Here is a 19,385-nt window from a genome sequence, read left to right as displayed (position 1 = left end):
TTTCTCGTTTCTCATGGCTGTACCTCCTGAAATGAAAATGCTCTAAGTGACTGCTTCACTAACCATGACAAAAACCATGATTAAGAAGTCACTTAGAGCATACATCTCCCGCCGCCAATTTGTATTTTTTATATTGCTTTACCGCGAAATGGTCGGGGCTGCGTTCTTCCAAATCGGCAAAGAGCAGATCAACGGGGCTTTGGTATTCCTCGTCGTCCTCGCGTGCTTCGCTTGCATTGATAAGTTCAAGCAGCGTTGTAAAGTTCATTTCCTCGGCGGGGGCTTCATACCAAATGTAGCCGATCAACGCGCAATATAGTAACCTCTCGGCTTTCACCCAAAAATCTTCCGCGCTCTTTTCTCCCTCGCCTTTGGTATTGACGATAAGGGTATTGACAACCTTTAACACGTCCTTTTCGCTGCGGATATAGACAAAGGGGTTATAGTGCATACTTTTCCGAAAGTTTATCGTGTTCAGTACCTTAATGCGGTAGCCTGCCCGTTGCAGCAGCTTTCCGCACTCGATTAGGACGGTGCCTTTCGGGTCGGTCAAGACGTAGGAAGAATGAAGCTGCATTAAATTAGGCTTTACGAAAAACCTTGTCTTGCCGCTGCCGCTGCCGCCGATCACCACGACGTTTTTATTTCTCGCGTATTTCGGCTGCTTCGGGCGGCTGTTCATGGTAAGGCGTTCGGTCTGCGTCAAAATGATGTTGTTCTGAAAATCCGGGTCGATATAGGGCTTTATATCTTCGGCGTTGCCCCAACGTGCGCTGCCGTATTCTGCGCCCTTGCGGTATTTGCGGGCATTTTTCCCTTTGAAATAGACAATCAGACGGATAACCACCGCGCCCACAATGCCAATAAGCAAATCCAACGGGTGAACGCTCGGCAAGGCATTTGAAAACGCTTCGGAAAATCCCTGTGTGATATTGAGTATCTTTTCGGAAATATCCGCGCCGGGGGCAAGCCGCACCGCCTGTCCCACCTTATCAAAGAGATAGACAAAGAACACATACGGGATATTCGGGATTATCAGCTTTTTGTAGTTTATCTGCTTCATATCTCGCGCCCCCTGTCTATTTTCTTTACCTTGTCGCGGGCGGCGTTAAGCTGCTTCGCCTTGTCCTTTGCTGCGGCAAGGGCTTTGCGGATAGAGGGCTTTTTATCCCTGTTCAGCTTCTTTGCGGAAAACTCTTGAAACGCTGCGGTCATAACGTCCGCGTCCCTGCCTTTGAAAAACACAAGGTAACGGGTCTGTTCGCCCTTAACCTTTTTCAGCGAAAAATCTATGTTGTATTTCTTCGCGGTACTCTCAAAGGCTTTGATATTGCTGTCGGTGATCTCGATGTTGGAAACCCCCGCATTTTGCTTCATAAGCTGCCGCATGGTCTGTTTCCCATGCGGTGCTTTGCTTTTCTGCTCCAAAAACTTCTTGATTGCTTTCTGTAACGCCTGTTCGGTAAGCCTTGCCGCGCCTTTTCCCACGTTGACGGATAGGGCAATCGTTTTTTGGGTTACTTCCTCCTGCAAGGTATCAACTCCTTTCCCGGTAAACTGCGGCTATGCTCATTTGCTGCCGTAAAAGTCGTGATTGACAAGGGCGGTATAGTAGCTGTCAATGGTACTCGGCGCGTTGAACAGCACCGCTTTTAGATACTGCTTGATGTTGCGGATTTTGGTTGTGTTCTCCCTCATGCAGTCCAAAACAAACTCAACGTGGCTGCTGTTCAGCTTCATAAACTTTGATTTGACAAGTTCGGCGGGGTAGTCGTCCCCGGCGATACGGATTGTCTTTCGGGCTGTGCAGACGGTTTCCAGCATGATTTCTACAATCTCGTCCAAACGGTCTTTATCCATTTTGGGGTCTTGAATGAGAATGTCATAGTCGATGTTTTCTTTGATGATTTCCCGATAAATCTCTATTGCACTGTTTGTTTTCGCTTCCGTTCTTTTCCTTTCCGGCGGCGCAGCCGCTTCGTCCTGCTCATAAGGCAAGGGATTTAGGGAATGGAAAGGAATGGAATGGGTACTTGATAGATCAGTAATTGATTGTTCTTTACTTGATATATCTTTATTTAATTGCGTTGGATTTTCCAACGTAGGTTTTTCCTGCGTAGGTTTTTCCAACGTTGGATTATCCAATGTTGGATTTTCCAATGTAGGTAAATCCAATATAGGCGGCTGTCCGCCGCTGGTAGCTGCTTCCGGCTCTCGCGGCTGCGGCTGCTCGTATATGACGTAATCTGCGCCCCGCAAGCGTCCCTTTTCGTCGCGCTCCCGGCTGCGCACGATATATCCGGCTTTTTCGAGTTCCTTTACCGCTTCGCGGATTGCGTCGATCTTCTCCCGGTTGATATGGGATAAGCCCGCAAGGGTATAATCCCAATCTTCGGGCAGCGAAAGCATTTGCGACAACAAGCCCTTTGCCTTTAAGGACAATTCCTTGTTTCGCAAGTGGTGGTTGCTCATAACGGTATATCCCGTATTTCGCTCCACTCTGAAAACTGCCATATTTCCTCACTTCCTCTCTTGGTATGCGTGGACAATTAGAAAGCCGTTTTCGGCTGTTTTGGTATTGCAATATGCCCTTTGCCGTTTTCGCGTCTGCAAAGCCGCATGGCACAAGGGCTTTTGCCCGTCTATTTGTCCATGCTGGCGTGCGTTTTCCGCGTCCTTTTGCCGGGGCAATAGGGACACTCTTTGAAAACGCAAAACTCATATTTCCATTGTGGGCGGTAGAAACGGCAAGTACCGCAATCTTCATCATCTCCGGCACAACCGGATTGATAGCGGTCAAATCCCGGCTTCTGCTGCATGATCAGTTCAAACGCCCGCTGCTTGCCCTTTGTGAAATACATTCCGGCTGCGCCTCCTTTCCTGCGGGCATAAAAAAACGGCGTTACTTTCTCCCCAAAAGGGGTTAAGGTAACGCCGCTTGTGTGCGTATTCAGTTTTTAACACATTCCCTGTCTATCCGCTGTCCGCAAAACCATTGATTTTATTAGCTTTTTGCCGCTATCGCTATCACACCTCATTATTTGAACGGCCGGATTTTCAGCGCATGATGGACGATATGGAAGCCGGAAAAGTAAACTGCATTGTCACGAAAGACCTGTCCCGTTTCGGGCGGGAACATGTGATGATGGACTACTATCTGGAATTTCTGTTCCCGGAGAAACGGGTTCGCTACATCGCCGTTGCGGAGAATGAGGACACAGAGAAAGGGCTTTCCGATTTTGTCCCGTTCAAAAACCTGTTCAATGAATGGTTTGCGAAAGATACAAGCCGCAAGGTAAAGGCCGCTTTCAAAGCAAAGTTTGCCACAGGACAGCGTATCGGCGCCTATGCTCCCATCGGGTACAGGAAACACCCGGAAATCAAAAACAAGCTGATAATCGACGAGGAAACCCGCTGGATAGTGGAGAAGATTTTTGACCTTGCTATTCATGGCAGAGGGGCGGCCAGTATCACAAGAATACTGATTGCGGAAAAGGTTCCCACACCGGGATTTATCAACTTCCAGCGTGACGGGACTTTTGCAAACATCTATGCGGGTGCGCCGGAGGAAAAAAGCTACGCATGGACGATAGCCCAGGTCAAGAGCATTATGAAAGACGAAACCTATATCGGCCATACCATTCATTACCGGGAAACGAACATTTCCTTTAAGAACAAGCGGAGGGTACGCAAGCCCCAAAGTGAATGGGTGCGGGTGGAGAACACGCAGGAGCCGATTATCAGCGAGCAGGTTTTCCGGCAGGTACAGGAGCAGATAGCAAACCGCCGCAGGAAGTGCAAGGATGGTACAACGCAGATTTTTTCCGGATTGGTAAAATGTGCGGATTGCGGCTGGTCGCTGTCCTATGGGGAGAACAGGCAGAACAGCAAGCCTTACGGCCATTATCATTGTAGCAAGTACGGGCAGGGCACACGCCAATGCTCCATGCACTATATCCGTTATGATGTGCTTTATGCCTATGTCCTCTCCCGTCTGCAATACTGGTCGGGGCTGGTACAGCATGATGAAGAACGGCTCTTGAAGCAGCTGTTAAATGCCACTGATAAGGGACAGGCTGCCGCAAGAAAGAAGCAGGCCGCAGAACTGAAAAAGGCAGAGAAGCGAAAAGCCGAAGTCGATACTTTGTTTGCCCGGATGTATGAGGACTGGGCGGCGGGGCGTATCACGGAATACAACTTCTCTATGCTGTCCGGGAAGTACCAAAGCGAACAGGCTGAACTGGACGAAAAGATTGAACAGCTTCAATCCGCTATCGCCACTGAAAGCCAGAACGCCGTAGACGCAGAAAAATGGATTGCCTTGATGAAAGAGTGCGTCAATCCAACAGAACTGACCGCCGAACTTTTGAATATGCTGATTGAAAAAATCGTTGTCCATGAAGCGGTCAAAGGTGAGGACGGAAGCCGGGAACAGGAGGTAGAAATCTTCTACCGCTTTATCGGCAAAATTGATTGAATGATACCAATATCTTTAACTATGTGATACCGGCACATCTTATCCGGACATCTTTATGCTGCCCAGACTTGCTTCTTATTTTGATATGAGCATCGATGAGCTGATCGGATATGAACCGCAGATGGAAACGGCAGATATCCGCAGACTGTACCGCAGGCTTTCCGCAGAATTTGCCGAGAGGCCCTTCGAGACTGTGATGGAAGAGTGCACGGAGATCGTAAAGAAATATTATTCCTGTTATCCCCTTTTGTTTGAAATCGCCGCTCTTTTTCTGAATCACTATATGATGGCGGACAGTCAGGAACGCTCTCTGGAAATTATCCGGAAAGCGCGCGGGCTTTTCCGGCGCGTCCGGGACAGCGGGGATGATCCGGTTCTGGCAAGGGAAGCACTGCAGATGGAGGCATACTGCTGTCTGATTCTCTCAGAGCCGGAGAAAGTACCGGAGCTTCTGGAAAGGCTGGAACCGTTTACCTCTTCACCCGAACCTCTTCTGGCATCGGCATACCAGATGACCGGGAACAGAAAAGAAGCGGAAAAAGTTCTGCAGGCTGGAATGTACAAGAATATTGTGGCGCTTCTGAATCTGCATGTATCTTACATGGGGCTGTGTACCGATGCTCCGGAGACATTCGCAGAGACATGCAGGCGTGTGGAGCAGATGATCTTTACCTTTGAGCTGAAACATCTTCATCCCGGGCAGGTCCTCACCGCATACATCGCCATGGCACAGGGATGGGCTCTTCTTGGAGAGCAGGAAAAAGCTCTGGAAAATCTGGAAAAATACACAGAGCTGGCAGCAGGCGGCATTTATCCTCTCCGCCTCCGCGGGGATGCATATTTCAACCGTCTGGAGGAGTGGATCGATGAGTCACTGGATACGGGGGAGTATCCGCCCAGAGATGAGGCGGTGATCCGCCACAGCATGACGGATGCGGTCACGGGTAACCCGGCTTTTCAGGCATATGCGGAGAATCCCCGTTTCCGGAGGCTGGTAAAAAGACTCAGAGAAAATGAAGAAAAATCCGGCAGCAGGAAAATGAAGCAGGAGGAAAATTAAGATGGAGGCTGTTGTACTTGACAATCTTTCAAAAACTTATCCGGGCGGAAAGCGTGCTGTTCAGTCTGTCAGCCTTTCCCTTGCGCCGGGCGAGGTCTTTGGCTTCCTCGGTCCGAACGGCGCGGGGAAGACGTCCACGGTGAAAATGTTAAACGGGATACTTAAGCCCACAGAAGGGGGCTGCAGGGTGTTCGGATACGATCCGGTAAAAGAGCCGGAAAAGGTTCACATGATTTCAGGCATTGTCACGGAGCATGCCAGGATGTACGACGCCATGAGCGGACAGGATAATCTTATTTTCTATGCGGAAGTCTTCGGGATATCCGGGGAGGAAGGGAAAAGGCGCGCCCGGGAGCTTCTGGAACAGATGGAACTTACGGAGGCGGCGGAACGGAAACTGTCGGCATATTCCACCGGGATGCGGCAGAGGCTTTCGCTGGCAAGGGCTCTCCTCCATCATCCCCGGGTGCTTTTCCTCGATGAGCCCACGTCGGGGCTCGATCCGGAGAGCGCACAGAATGTCAACCGGATGATCCGCTCTCTGGCAGAAAAGGAAGGGATTGCTGTGTTCCTCTGCACCCATCAGCTCCGCTATGCCCAGGAGATCTGCACCAGATACGGGTTGATCGAAGAGGGAAGGCTTCTGGCGGAAGGGACACTGGAGGAGCTGAGAGGGAAGGCATTTACGGAAAGCAGTGTGCGTATCCGTACAGGGCAGGAGACCATGCGTCTGTCCATCCGCTCTGAGAAGGATATTCCCGGGATCGTGAAGCAGATGGTGGAGAGCGGAAAAGACGTGTATGCTGTGGAGGAGGAAGTTCCGACTCTGGAAGAGATTTATTTCGCTCTGACGGAAGGAGGGAAAAAGCAGGATGAATGACAGAAAGAAAATGGCTGCCATAATCAGAAAAGATTTGCGCATGCTGTCGGCAAACCGCAGGCTGTTTGCAGCGCTTCTGTGCGTGCCTGTGATCCTGGCGGTTCTTCTGCCGTCCATATTTGTTGGAACCATATATGCGGTGCCGGATGACCCGGATATCTATAAGCTGGTGGAAATGCTGCCGGAAGCCATGCAGGCAGAAAGCCTGGAACGGACGGCACTGCAGCTGATCATGAACTATGTTTTCCCGGCATTTTTCCTGATGATTCCGATTATGGCGTCCTCCGTCACGGCGGCAAGCTCCTTTGTGGGGGAGAAGGAAAAGAGTACCCTTGAGACGCTGCTCTACTGTCCGCTGTCCGTAAGACAGATCTTTCAGGCAAAAGTACTGGCGTCTTTCCTTCTGAGCATGGCGGTTTCCCTGGGATCTTTTCTGCTGATGGCTGTTGTGCTGGAAGGGGAACTCTTCATTCTGATGGGATGGATCATGCTGCCGGGGGCAAACTGGATCGCAGTGCTCCTGCTCCTGTCTCCCGCAGTTTCGCTGATCGCTGTGACGGTGATCGTGAGAGGATCGGCAAAGGCACAGAGCGTGGAGGAGTCGCAGCAGGGGGCGGTGTTCCTAATAATGCCGGTGCTTCTGCTCGTGGTGGGACAGTTTACCGGCGTGCTTCTGCTTGATATCCGGATCATGCTCGGGATCGGTCTGGTGTGCGCCCTTCTGGCATGGGTGCTGATCCGGAAAGCGGCGGAAAAGTTCAACTGTGAGATGCTGTTGATGTAAGAGACAGAATCGGCATTATGCACAGTTTCGATATCAGATTTTAGGTGATTTTTGCGGATTGACTATCTGCCTCTTTTTTGTTTATACTTTTGGTACAAAGCAAATACAAAGTAGTGTGTTACTGGTTATGCAGGCATAAACTATTTCTTTCCAATCTGTGACGCCCACAGATTAAAAAGATTTAGTTTATGCCTTTTTCTATGCGGGAAAGACCTCAAACGGGATGAAGCGGAGCAGAATTGAGGTGGCGCACAGCGGGACAGTATTTGCAGGAGAGTTTCCAGAAGGAGGAAGAAGACTATGAAAGACAAAATTTTTGGCGTACTGCAGAGAGTAGGGCGCAGTTTCATGCTCCCGATCGCAATCCTTCCGGTGGCAGGACTGCTGCTCGGAATCGGAAGTTCATTTACCAATGCCACCACAATCCAGACTTACGGTCTGCAGGCAATTCTCGGAGACGGAACCGTGCTTCACGCGCTCCTGACGATCATGAGCAAGGCGGGAAATATTATATTTGACAACCTGCCGATTATCTTTGCTGTGGGAGTTGCCATCGGCATGGCAAAGAAGGAGAAAGAAGTTGCGGCACTGGCAGCAATGATATCATTTCTGGTGATGAATGCCACCATAAGCGGCATGCTGCTTGTTCAGGGAGAGATCCTCGAAGACGGAAGCGTTGCAGCTGATGTGTTAAGCGGAACGATTGTTAATGTATGTGGCATCCAGACCCTGCAGATGGGTGTGTTCGGCGGTATTATCGTCGGTCTTGGCGTTGCAGCACTTCACAATCGTTTCTACAAAATCCAGCTCCCGAACGCGCTGTCATTCTTCGGCGGCTCCCGGTTTGTGCCGATCATTTCCACGATCACTTATGTAGGTGTGGGAATTCTGATGTACTTTATCTGGCCGGTTGTGCAGAACGGCATCTATGCACTGGGCGGACTTGTCACGGGCACAGGCTACATCGGGACACTGATTTTCGGAATCATCAAACGGGCGCTGATTCCCTTCGGTCTGCACCACGTATTTTATCTTCCGTTCTGGCAGACTGCAGTGGGCGGAACCATGGAAGTGGCAGGGCAGATCGTGGAAGGCGGACAGAATATTTTCTTTGCGCAGCTTGCGGATCCGACGACAGTTCACTTCAGTGCAGATGCAACGAGATATTTCTCCGGCGAATTTATTTTCATGATCTTCGGACTTCCGGGTGCGGCCCTTGCCATGTACCGCTGCGCGAAACCGGAGAAGAAGAAACAGGCGGGCGGACTTCTCCTTTCAGCAGCGCTGGCATGTATGCTGACAGGCATCACAGAGCCGCTGGAATTTTCCTTCCTGTTTGTTGCGCCGATCCTGTTCGTAGTTCAGGTTATTCTGGCAGGTGCGGCTTACATGATCGCCCACATTCTGAATATTGCGGTGGGACTGACATTTTCCGGCGGACTTCTGGACTTCTTCCTTTTCGGAATCCTCCAGGGAAATGAAAAGACGAGCTGGATACTTGTTATTCCGGTGGGAATTATTTACTTCATTCTGTACTATGTGATCTTTACTGTCCTGATCAGGAAGCTGAATCTGAAGACTCCGGGACGTGAGGATGACGACAGTGAGACAAAACTGTTCACAAAAGCGGATTACCTTGCGAAACAGGGAGAAGGAAAAGCAGGAACTGAGGGAGCGGCAGCAGGCAGCGGTGATGAGAAGAGCGTTCTGATTACACAGGGGCTTGGCGGAAAGAAGAATATTTCTGATGTGGACTGCTGTGCCACAAGGCTGCGCTGCACGGTGGTGAAGCCGGAACTCGTAAACGAGGGAATCCTGAAAGCCACATCTCCATCGGGCATCATCCATAAAGGAAAGGGAATCCAGATTATCTACGGACCGTCTGTGTCAGTGATCAAGTCCAATCTGGAAGATTATCTGGAGACTGCGCCGAATGAGGAATATATTGCGGAAGATAGCAGCGCAGGCGCATCCGGAACGGAGGAAGCCCCGGGAAAAGAAGGAGAGAATTCCAGTACCGCTGCTCCTGCAGGAAGTGCGGCTGTGAAAAAGGTTCTCTGCTCACCGGTGAGCGGAACGTCAGCTCCGATTACAGAGGCTTCCGACGAGGCATTTGCCGGAAAGATGATGGGGGACGGCTATATTGTGAAGCCCCGGGAGGGAATGGTCTGCGCCCCGGAAGATGCGACAGTGTCATTTGTGTTCCCGTCGAAGCATGCGGTGGGGCTGCAAAGTGACGACGGCACAGAATATCTGATCCATATCGGTGTGGATACGGTGAATCTGAACGGTGAGGGATTCGAGGCATTTGTAAAAGACGGAGATCGTGTAAAAAAGGGTGACAGACTGATAGGTTTTGATATAGAATATATCAGAGAACACGCGAAATCCGATGAGGTCATTATTGTATTTACCAGCCTTCAGGAAGGCGAAGAGATCCGGCTTAAGAAAGCGGGAGAGGTCGCAGAACTTGATGAGACGGCTGAGATTATAAGTCTGAATCTGTAAAATGAGATCGGATGGGAGGCAGTGTCTGGGGGCTTTCCATCCGATTATTTTTGAGAGGTGTACTCCCTGAGCGTTATACTTTCTGCGGGAGCACGGACAGGAGAAGGGGGAATTTCATGTATCGAATTATAAAAGTGCTGAACAACAACAGCATACTGGCATATCAGTTAGAGACGGGGAAGGAGCAGATTCTTCTTGGAAAAGGGATCGGCTTCGGCAAAAAGCCCACGGAGAAGATCGGTGAGATCCCCGGGGCGAAAGTCTATGCTCTGGTGACCAGGGAGAAAAAGCAGTCGGTTCTTCAGGCTGTAAACGGAATCAGCCCGGTGTATATTGAGATCGCCGGCAGGATTATTGAGGAGGCGGAGAAAATATTCGGTACAGTCAGCCATGAGATCCTTCTCCCCATGGCAGACCATATTGCCCTTGCGGCAAAACGCGCCCTGGAGAACCGGCAGATGCCCAATCCGTTTACCCCGGATATCCGGGTGCTTTTCGGAAAGGAGTATGAGGCCGCGCTCCGGGGACGTGAAATTATCCGGGAGATGACCGGCGCAGAGATCTCGGATGACGAAGTGGGATTCATCACCCTCCATATCCATGCAGGGCGGTCGGACGAGCAGGTGTCCGAGGCTCTTGACACGACAAGGATTATTAATCAGGGAATCTCCATGATCGAGGAGGAGTTCGGGCAGAAGTTCCCGGCAGATTCTCTGGCATGCACCCGGCTGATGAGCCATCTTTATTACATGGCTGCCAGGACGAGAAGAGGGGAGTCTACGAATGTGGATTTCAACGATTTTATCTTTGCCAGTTATCCGCGGACAGGGGAAGCGGCGGAAAAAGTGTGCCGGTTTATGGAGAAAGAGCTGAAGAAGCCGGTGGCGAAGGAAGAGATCGGATTTCTGGCTATTCACATTCAGAGAGTGATCGCGCCGGAGACGCAGTGAGCGGTCGTACATGGGAGCGAACCGGAGACAGGACAAAGGCTGAAATGAAGATTGCAGCAAAGCAGAAGGGCAGGACGGAAGTATGAATTTTATAGCAAGAGTGCTTTTTGTGGAAGACGATGAGCAGATTGTGGAAAACCTTACGGAATTTTTAAGCAAAGAGGGATATTTGGTGAAAGCGGTCAGTACCCAGAGAGAGACAATGAATCTTCTGGAGGAGGAGGCTTTTGATCTCATGCTTCTGGATGTGACTCTGAAAGAAGGAAACGGATTCAGCGTATGTACTGCGGTAAAAGCCCAGTATGACCTTCCGGTAATTTTCCTGACGGCACTGGGGGATGAGTTCAGCGTAGTTACAGGTCTGGATATGGGGGCAGACGACTACATCAGCAAACCTTTCCGCCCGAGGGAACTGGTATCCAGGATGCGTTCGGTTTTAAGGCGGGCGGGAAAGAACCAGGCGGCGGTGGAGATCGGCGGAATCCGGATTGATACGGAAAAGGGAATCGTAACCCGGGAGGAACAGGAAATCTTTCTCTCGGCTCTGGAGTACCGTCTCCTGCTTGTGTTCCTCAATCACAGGGGAATGGTGCTCACCCGCTCCATGCTCCTGGACGAGATCTGGGACGCGGCGGGAGATTTTGTAAATGATAATACCCTTACCGTTTATATCAAACGTCTCAGGGAAAAAATAGAGAAAGACCCTCAGAAACCGGAGATCATCCTCACGGTGAGGGGGATGGGGTACAGGCTCGGTGAATGAGATATTTTACTATATTCTGCCTGCCGCAGGAGTGGCGCTGCTCCTCGGCGGGCTTTATCTGTTTCAGATGCATCGCTACCGGAAATCCCTGCGCAGGCTCGGCAGTGAGATGGACCGGATCCTTCACGGCGGCGGGGAAATTATCCTGAGCAGTTATCAGGAAGGTGAAATCGCCATTCTCCGGGACGAGATATATAAGATGACAGTACGCCTCAGGGAGCAGTCGGAGCGTCTGGCAGGTGATAAAGAAGCACTTGCGGATTCTCTGGCAGATATCTCCCATCAGATAAGGACACCTCTTACTACGCTGAACCTGATGACGGCAAGGATGATGCAGGAGGGGGATGACCCGGCACAGAGAAAGAAAATGCTGCGGGAGATGAACCGGATGCTGGAGCGCATTGAGTGGCTGATCACCGCCCTGCTGAAAATGTCCAAACTGGATGCCGGGGCAGTCCGTCTGGAGAAGCGGAGTATTCCGATGACGGAATTCCTGAAAAAGACCCTGGAACCTTTTGAGATCCAGATGGAGATCCGGGAGCAGAAATGCACGGTTAAGGGTGCGGAAAATATGGTGCTTGAGGCAGATGAGCAGTGGACCATGGAGGCGGTACAGAATGTGATTAAAAACTGTCTGGAATATATCCCGGTTGGAGGCTTGCTTGAGATTTCATGTACGGACAATCCGCTCTACGCCGAGATTGCAGTCTGTGATAACGGACCGGGAATCGCGCCGGAAGATCTGCCCCATCTGTTTGAGCGGTTTTACAAGGGAAAAAATGCGGGAAACTCCGGTTTCGGCATCGGGCTTGCCCTCGCCCAGGCGATCATGACCCGCCAGAACGGCGTGATCCGTGCGGAGAACCGGAAGGAGGGCGGAAGCTGCTTCAGGGTAAGGTTCTATAAGCAGACGGTGTAAGGGAATATGTGACAGAAATGTCATTTCAGAGTCATCGGGGTGTCACCGCGCTTTGCTAAGATAAATGCATATCCTCCGCAGGAGAGGGTAAAAGGAGAAAAAATACCGCAGAAGACGGTGTTTCAGGAGGTATGTATGGACATATTAAAAGTGGAAGATCTTACAAAGGTATACGGCAAAGGAGCGGGGGAGGTCCGGGCTCTGGACAACGTCTCTTTTACTGTGAGGCAAGGGGAGTTTACTGCCATCGTCGGTTCTTCCGGTTCCGGAAAATCCACGCTGCTGCATCTGATCGGCGGAGTGGACAGACCTACTTCAGGGAAAGTGTATGTGGACGGCACGGATGTGTATGCGCAGGATGAGGAGGCGCTTGCCATTTTCCGCAGGAGACAGGTGGGGCTGATCTATCAGTTCTACAACCTGATTCCGGTGCTGACGGTGCGGGAGAATATCACTCTTCCGGTGCTGATGGACGGAAGAGAGGTGAATGAAGAGCGCCTGGAAGAGCTGATCTCGGTCCTTGGGTTAAAGCGCCGGGAAGGACATCTGCCGAACCAGCTCTCCGGCGGGCAGCAGCAGAGAGTATCCATCGGAAGGGCGCTGATGAACGCTCCTGCCATCCTCCTTGCGGACGAGCCCACAGGAAATCTGGATACAAAGAACAGCCGGGAGATCATGCAGCTTCTGCGGTATTCCAACGAGAAGTATAATCAGACTATGCTTGTGATCACCCATGATGAGAATATCGCCCTGCAGGCGGACCGGATCCTGTCTCTGGAAGACGGGCGGATCGTGAGAGACGAGGTGATCCGCCGATGAGATATTTTACGGATATTTTTTCAAAGATCACATTCCGGACCATGCGGCAGAACCGGATGCGCACGGTAGTAACCGTGATCGGCGTGATCCTTTCTGCCGCCATGATCACGGCAGTCACTACTTTCGGACAGAGTATGTGGTCTTTTCTGAAAAATTACAGCATCGAACACGACGGTTACTGGTTTGGTGCGGCGGAATATGTCAGCGACAAGGAATATGAACGGATCAGGGATGACAGTCGTGTGGAGATGGCTGTGGCAACGGATATCCTGGGATATGCCCGTTATGACCGCCTTACGGATGAAGAGAAACCATATCTTTATATCCAGAGCCTTTCTGATGACATCTGGGATATATTTCCGGTGACGCTGACAGAGGGCAGGCTCCCGGAAAATGAGCATGAAGTGATCATCTCGGAATATCAGCAGGCGAATGAGGATCAGGATCGGATCACCCGGGTGGGGGACGTCCTGGAACTGGAAGTGGGAGAGCGGATCTGGGAGGGAGAGCGGCTGACCAGCTTCGAAGGATATATGGGCGGGGCTTATGCGGCAGAATATGATCTGTCGGAAGAAACGCTGGAAAATGTAAGGCCCATGAACTTTACTGTGGTTGGTGTGTTCTCCATGAACTCGAACATGCATTACGGCGCTGCGGGGTATGATGTGTATGCCGGAGCTGCAGAAGATCCGGACGCTGCAGTGACGGATGCCGGCAGTTCAGACGAGGAAAATCCGGGCGGCGATGCACCGGATGAGATGATTTCAGAGACCGGAACACGATCCATGTACCACGACGTCTATCTGCGGACTGTGAAGCCGTCTGATATTTACGATTACATGAATACTATAGAGTGCGACAGAGCCTCAACGAACGAGGCGCTGCTCCGGTGGTTCGGCGTGGCGGACAACGATAACCTGACCGGGATCATCACCGGCCTGAGTCTGATCGTTACGGGGATTATTATGGCAGGAGCAATTTCCCTGATCTACAATGCATTTTCCATCTCTCTGAGAGAAAGGACGGTGCAGTTCGGTCTCCTGGCCTCCGTCGGAGCTACAAAGAAGCAGTTGGAGAGATCCATGCTAAGCGAAGCGCTGTTTGTGAGTCTGGTGGGGATTCCGGCGGGCTGTATCTCAGGGATCGCAGGCATTGGCATTACCCTGCATTTTATCGGAAGCGGAATTACCAGATGGATTCACGGCGAAGCAATGGATGTGCCGCTTCAGGTTTCCTGGATTTCTGTGGCTGCCGCAGTGCTGACGGCGTTTGCCACGGTCATGATCTCTGTGTGGATTCCCTGCCGGAGAGTGCGGAAGATATCGCCCATCGACGCCATCCGTTCGGAAAAAGATATCCGGATCCGTGGGAAGGATGTAAAGACAAAGACGACAGGACTGTTCTACCGCCTGTTTGGTCTGGAGGGGATGCTTGCCCGGAAGAACTATAAGCGGGACAGGAAGAAATACCGCAGTACCGTGGCGTCCCTTACGATGAGTATCGTGCTCTTCGTGTCGGTATCCGTATTCGGAGAGTATCTGATAGGGACAGGAAATTTTGTCCTGGAGATGCCGGATGTGCAGATTGTCTGCCAGGTGAATGAGGGGGATGAAGACATCTGGCAGGATGTACTGGGAAAGACGGAAGAGCTGGCAGAAGAGAATGACAAAGTGATTTTTATGCAGCGGTACAGTACTACGGGCAGGTGGCTGCAGATCGATATGAAAGACTCAGGAATCGGGAGCAGCGGATCCCTGGATGATTATTATATCGTATATTCCTCGGAAGACGGAGATCTTCTGGTGGATGCAAAGATATATATTATACCAGATGAGCTTTTTGAGAGTATGGGGGGAAATGTGCAGGAAGAGAACAGACTTCCTGTTCTCTACCCGGAAAAGATCCGTGTGTTCAATTCAAAGACAGAGCGCTATGAGCGGAGAGAATTTCTCCCGGAATCCGGAGTGACACTTCCGGTAGAAATCGAAGACTTCACAGATGAAGGGAAGATCCTGTATGAACAGCTCTGCAGCGCGGTATTCCAGGGAACTTATGAGAAGATGCCGGAAGGGGTTATTTATAATGCAAATATATTTGGAGTATCCCTTCTGACCTGCGAGAGCGGGTATGACAGATTTCTTGCCGGAAATGACGAACTGGGAAGAGTATACAGCCTGGGAATACAGTGTACGGACCATATGGCAGTGTACCGGGATCTTTCTGAAGGACTCAAAGAGTATGGAATGGAGGATTATCTCTTTGACAATGCAGACAGCTATGAGCAGAGCCGGCAGCTGATGACGGCGGCAAATGTTCTGTCTTACGGCTTTATCATCCTGATATCCCTGATCTCTGTGGCGAATGTATTCAATACCATCTCTACGAACCTGATGTTAAGGCGCAGAGAGTTTGCCATGCTCCGGTCCGTAGGAATGGCGGGAAAAGGATTCCGCCGGATGATGTGTTATGAATGTCTGCTCTACGGGCTGCGGTCTGTAATGTATGGCGTAGTTCTCGCTCTGGCCGTAAGCGTACTGATTTATCGGGTGATCTCGGGAGGCGTGGACATCAGTTATATTGTACCCTGGAAATACCTGCTGATCGCTGTGGCATGTGTGTTCGTGGTGGTAGGAATTACGATGGTGTATACAATGCGGATTATACAGAAACAGAATATTATTGACGAGCTGAGAATGAACTGAGAATAAAATGAAAAAGAGGAATGAAAAATTTTCTGAAATTTTGCAGATTGCGTATTCCCTTCGGACGTAGTACAATTACTGTAAATATTCTCCCTGCCCCGGACGGTACGTGTAATCGGGACAGGGAGAGTGCCTGTATCTGGAAGAAATGTATGGTTATGGTCAGGTATAGAAAAAGACAGGAAAATATGAAGGGGAACATGAGATGGAGAGAAAAAGATCTGCTGTTCAGGAAATGAAAATAGACAGGGAGGATATGCTTGCCCTTACCAGGCGCATGACGATAAAGAGAACTTCGATAACCCGGATCGCCGGGGCATACATTGATCCGGACGGATTTGTGGACGGGACTTTCAACACCCGCTTCCTGAAACTTACCGGTCCGGAAAAGATGAAAAATCTGGAGATCGCAAAGGCGATCCCCTTTGCGGAGACAAACGGCTGCCTGAAACGCTATATCGTGCCTGAAGATGCAAGGGGCAGGGAGAGTATGTGGCAGCTTCTGAATGGAGCAAAAGTATCTGGGTTGGAAAATGACGCTCTGCTTGATATTTTTTATGAAATGTTTGCAGAGAATTACCGGTCTTCCCATGAATACGGAATCTTTCTTTTTCACGACCGCTATGATATCCCTTCCAAAGCCGCAGACCATGAGAGACTGGGAGAATCGGAAAATGTCTTTGAATACCTGATCTGTGCGGTCTGCCCGGTCAGTGGGGACTATGAGGCCGGTATGCCGGAATGCGGGTTCCTTTTTCCCGCATATGCAAATGGCAGCGCGCTGGTCAACTGTATTGATATTTATCATGCGGATGAAAGACATCCGCATGAGGAGCTGATGGAAATTTTGCTGGGGAAGAAAGATAAATAAAGTGTGGTAGAATACTCCAAATATATCTCGCAGACAGATCCGGATTTTATTTTGAGCGGGAAGAGTGGTATTTTTCGGTTGTTGACGTGGTGGCAGTTCTGACGGAGAGCCCTAATCCACGAAAATATTGGAGCGTACTGAAAAGCCGACTGAAAAAGGAAGGAAATCAAACGGCAACAAATTGTAGCCGTTTGAAAATGTCTGCTCCAGACGGCAAAATGCGTTTAACAGATGTTGCCAACACAGAGCAGCTTTTAAGAATCATCCAGTCGATTCCATCCACAAAAGCAGAACCGTTTAAGCTTTGGCTTGCAGAAGTTGGCCGCGAACGCATCGAGGAGACCATCGATCCGGAACTCACGATCAACCGGGCGCTGGAGACTTACCTGAAAAAAGGCTATTCACGTGAGTGGATCAACCAACGGCTCCAGGCGATCCAGGTCCGCAAGGAACTGACGGACGAGTGGCGGGACCGGGGAGTACAGCAGGGAAAGGATTTTGCAATCCTGATATGATCGAAGAAGCTGCCGAGCTTGCCTCTTCGAGAAAGAATGACAAAAATGACGGAGATAAAGAGGATGGATCAAACTGACGGCATGACATACACCATTCTGATTGCAGATGACGATACGGGTCTGCTGAAAATGCTGCAGACTTTTTTTGAACTGAAAAAATATACGGTCCTCACAGCACGGGACGGCGTGGAAGCTCTGAAAATGGCGGAGAAAGATCCGGACATCATCCTTCTGGATATCAACATGCCGCGGACGGACGGGCTGGAAGTATGCAGGCAGATCCGTGACAGGGTGTCCTGTCCGATTCTGTTTCTCACAGCGAGGGTGGAGGAGGAAGACCGGGTAAACGGTCTGCTCTCCGGTGGAGATGACTATATTCTGAAGCCGTTCAGTCTGAAAGAGTTGGATGCCAGAATCACGGCACATCTGAAACGGGAAGAGCGGCACCGGGTTAAGACCGAGTACCGTTTCCACGGAGAACTCTCCATCGATTACACGGCAAAATCTGTCCGGATCGGCGGACATATACTGGAGCTGACAAAGCTGGAATACGGAATCGTAGAGTTCCTCTCCATGAATCCGGGGCTTGTCTTTGACAGGGAACGAATCTATGAGAAGGTTTGCGGTTATGACGCGGAGGGGGACAGCCGTGTGATTACGGAGCTTGTGAGGCGGATCCGCGGGAAGATGAAGGAATATACGGAGACGGAATATATTGAGACGGTTTGGGGAATGGGATACCGCTGGGCAAAGTAAAAGTAGAGAAAACAGTGAATAAAGAAAGTGTGCAGCTAAAAAGCGAGGGATAAACAGTGAGAAACAGAATCAGAAACCTTTCGGTCAGAAAATCAATTATCTTATACCTGACTGTCAGTCTGGTACTTTGTTTTCTCCTATCCGCAATTGTTACACTGACTGCCTCTGACATCCAGGAGCAGATCTGGGCGAAATATACAGAGTCAGACTCCAGGGGCGGAGACTACTGGCTTGGCGTTGTCAGACCGCCCGCTTCCGAAATGAGCCGGGCGGATCATACGATTTCAGAAATATGTGATTTTATGCAGACCTATTCCGTTCTGATTATATCTGTGGCAGGGAGCTGCGTGGCGGTGCTGCTCTTTTACAGAAACAAGCTGAAGGAACCTATTGAGGAACTGGAACTTGCCTCGAGGAGGATCGCCGAAAACGATCTGGATTTCCGGATCATGTATGAGAATAAGGATGAGATGGGGCGGCTTTGCCACGAGTTTGACCATATGAGAGGACAGCTTGCGGAGAACAACAGGAAGACCTGGAGAATGATTGAGGACGAGCGGGCGCTCCGGGCGGCTGTCGCCCATGATATCCGCTCTCCTCTTTCCGTCCTGAAAGGATATCAGGAAATGCTCTGCGACTATCTGCCGGACGGGACAATCAGCCCGGAGCAGACCCGGGAGATGCTTAAGGAGAGCATGAAACAGATCTGCCGTATGGATGATTTTATCAGTGCCATGCAGAAGATGAACAGTCTGGAACACCGGGAACTGCATGCGGATAAGATTACCGGAAAACAGCTTGAGAAAGATATCCGTGCGGAGATTGAGATACTGGGCGCAGGAAAAACAGTGACTCTTGAGGTAACCAGCACAGACCAGGCGGGCCGATCCGGAGAAAGTACCGGCGGGACCGGACGATCTGTTCCGGTTTTCACGGGCGACCGTGAGGTGATCCTCGAAGTGATGGAGAATCTTCTGTCAAATGCCCTGCGCTACGCCAGAGAACAGATCCGCATCCGGGTGGTGTTCTCGGAGGAGGAACTTTCCGTATCCGTGAGCGATGATGGAAGCGGCTTTGCGGAAAAAGAAGGAGATGTTACCCGGGCATTTCACCAGAAGAATATGAAGGACAGCCTGAACCATACCGGACTGGGCATGTATATCAGCAGACTTTACTGCGAAAAACACGGAGGACAGCTCCTTCTGGAAAACGAAGAGGAGGGCGGCGCTCTTGTGACAGCAGTATTTCGCCGGATCGCGTGAGCGGTCCGGTTTTCCTTGTGTGCCGAGCATGGCACTAATCTTACTGGTGAAAGTCCAGTCACGGGTATTTACCGCCAAGTGTAGTGAACCACAAGCCGGTGTCAGTAATGGCATAGGTG

15 protein-coding genes and 3 pseudogenes are annotated in these 19,385 nt (G+C 50.6%); 14 read left to right on the top strand and 4 right to left on the bottom strand.

Annotated features, from left to right (window positions below):
* Window positions 1–106: 106 nt before the first annotated feature.
* The 4 genes and pseudogenes from B5F07_RS21250 to B5F07_RS21235 form a co-directional block, all read right to left on the bottom strand.
* Window positions 107–1,063 (bottom strand): annotated as a pseudogene (locus B5F07_RS21250) (type IV secretory system conjugative DNA transfer family protein); the annotation flags it as partial.
* Window positions 1,060–1,533: a PcfB family protein gene (locus B5F07_RS21245; protein WP_006775667.1), complete on the bottom strand. Its 474-nt coding sequence runs from the start codon at window positions 1,531–1,533 to the stop codon at window positions 1,060–1,062. The pseudogene B5F07_RS21250 and the gene B5F07_RS21245, both read right to left, overlap by 4 nt.
* Before the next feature lie 36 nt (window positions 1,534–1,569).
* Complete coding sequence (locus B5F07_RS21240; RefSeq protein ID WP_021748558.1) at window positions 1,570–2,514, bottom strand: DUF6017 domain-containing protein; 945 nt, start codon at window positions 2,512–2,514, stop codon at window positions 1,570–1,572.
* Window positions 2,515–2,642: 128 nt separating this feature from the next.
* On the bottom strand, window positions 2,643–2,861 hold the full coding sequence (locus B5F07_RS21235) for a hypothetical protein (protein ID WP_021748559.1): 219 nt from the start codon (window positions 2,859–2,861) through the stop codon (window positions 2,643–2,645).
* 179 nt (window positions 2,862–3,040) lie between these two features.
* Between B5F07_RS21235 and B5F07_RS21230 the strand changes: the two are divergent.
* The 14 genes and pseudogenes from B5F07_RS21230 to B5F07_RS21165 form a co-directional block, all read left to right on the top strand.
* Window positions 3,041–4,477 (top strand): annotated as a pseudogene (locus tag B5F07_RS21230) (DUF4368 domain-containing protein); the annotation flags it as partial.
* A 55-nt stretch (window positions 4,478–4,532) separates the two neighbouring features.
* On the top strand, window positions 4,533–5,537 hold the full coding sequence (locus B5F07_RS21225; RefSeq protein WP_087163193.1) for a hypothetical protein: 1,005 nt from the start codon (window positions 4,533–4,535) through the stop codon (window positions 5,535–5,537).
* A 1-nt stretch (window position 5,538) separates the two neighbouring features.
* A complete protein-coding gene (locus B5F07_RS21220; RefSeq protein ID WP_087163192.1) occupies window positions 5,539–6,417 on the top strand; it encodes an ABC transporter ATP-binding protein in 879 nt (292 codons plus the stop codon).
* Window positions 6,410–7,201: an ABC transporter permease gene (locus B5F07_RS21215; RefSeq protein WP_242972622.1), complete on the top strand. Its 792-nt coding sequence runs from the start codon at window positions 6,410–6,412 to the stop codon at window positions 7,199–7,201. Before B5F07_RS21220 ends, B5F07_RS21215 begins: the two co-directional genes overlap by 8 nt.
* A 300-nt stretch (window positions 7,202–7,501) precedes the next feature.
* Window positions 7,502–9,709: a PTS transporter subunit IIABC gene (locus B5F07_RS21210; RefSeq protein ID WP_087163191.1), complete on the top strand. Its 2,208-nt coding sequence runs from the start codon at window positions 7,502–7,504 to the stop codon at window positions 9,707–9,709.
* Window positions 9,710–9,825: 116 nt separating this feature from the next.
* The gene (locus B5F07_RS21205; protein WP_087163190.1) at window positions 9,826–10,659 is read left to right on the top strand and encodes a PRD domain-containing protein; all 834 of its coding nucleotides are present in this window, start codon (window positions 9,826–9,828) and stop codon (window positions 10,657–10,659) included.
* Between the two features lie 91 nt (window positions 10,660–10,750).
* Window positions 10,751–11,422, top strand: coding sequence for a response regulator transcription factor (locus B5F07_RS21200; RefSeq protein ID WP_087163196.1), 672 nt, complete (start codon window positions 10,751–10,753; stop codon window positions 11,420–11,422).
* On the top strand, window positions 11,415–12,341 hold the full coding sequence (locus B5F07_RS21195; protein ID WP_087163189.1) for a sensor histidine kinase: 927 nt from the start codon (window positions 11,415–11,417) through the stop codon (window positions 12,339–12,341). Before B5F07_RS21200 ends, B5F07_RS21195 begins: the two co-directional genes overlap by 8 nt.
* Window positions 12,342–12,476: 135 nt before the next feature.
* Window positions 12,477–13,160 carry an ABC transporter ATP-binding protein gene (locus B5F07_RS21190; RefSeq protein WP_087163188.1) on the top strand — a complete coding sequence of 228 codons (684 nt, stop codon included), beginning with the start codon at window positions 12,477–12,479 and terminating at the stop codon, window positions 13,158–13,160.
* Window positions 13,157–15,862, top strand: coding sequence for an ABC transporter permease (locus tag B5F07_RS21185; RefSeq protein WP_087163187.1), 2,706 nt, complete (start codon window positions 13,157–13,159; stop codon window positions 15,860–15,862). Before B5F07_RS21190 ends, B5F07_RS21185 begins: the two co-directional genes overlap by 4 nt.
* 205 nt (window positions 15,863–16,067) lie before the next feature.
* Window positions 16,068–16,733 carry a DUF4317 family protein gene (locus B5F07_RS21180; RefSeq protein ID WP_087163186.1) on the top strand — a complete coding sequence of 222 codons (666 nt, stop codon included), beginning with the start codon at window positions 16,068–16,070 and terminating at the stop codon, window positions 16,731–16,733.
* An 11-nt stretch (window positions 16,734–16,744) separates the two neighbouring features.
* Window positions 16,745–17,242, top strand: a pseudogene (locus B5F07_RS21175) (BRO-N domain-containing protein); the annotation flags it as partial.
* An 87-nt stretch (window positions 17,243–17,329) separates the two neighbouring features.
* On the top strand, window positions 17,330–18,004 hold the full coding sequence (locus tag B5F07_RS21170) for a response regulator transcription factor (protein ID WP_087163195.1): 675 nt from the start codon (window positions 17,330–17,332) through the stop codon (window positions 18,002–18,004).
* Window positions 18,005–18,060: 56 nt separating this feature from the next.
* Window positions 18,061–19,266 carry a HAMP domain-containing sensor histidine kinase gene (locus B5F07_RS21165; RefSeq protein WP_087163184.1) on the top strand — a complete coding sequence of 402 codons (1,206 nt, stop codon included), beginning with the start codon at window positions 18,061–18,063 and terminating at the stop codon, window positions 19,264–19,266.
* Window positions 19,267–19,385: the final 119 nt, after the last annotated feature.

The organism is Lachnoclostridium sp. An169, assembly GCF_002160525.1.
Lineage (GTDB): Bacteria > Bacillota > Clostridia > Lachnospirales > Lachnospiraceae > Mediterraneibacter > Mediterraneibacter cottocaccae.
The sequence above is the reverse complement of the archived record's forward strand: the minus strand, read 5'-3'. Positions and strand labels throughout refer to the sequence as shown.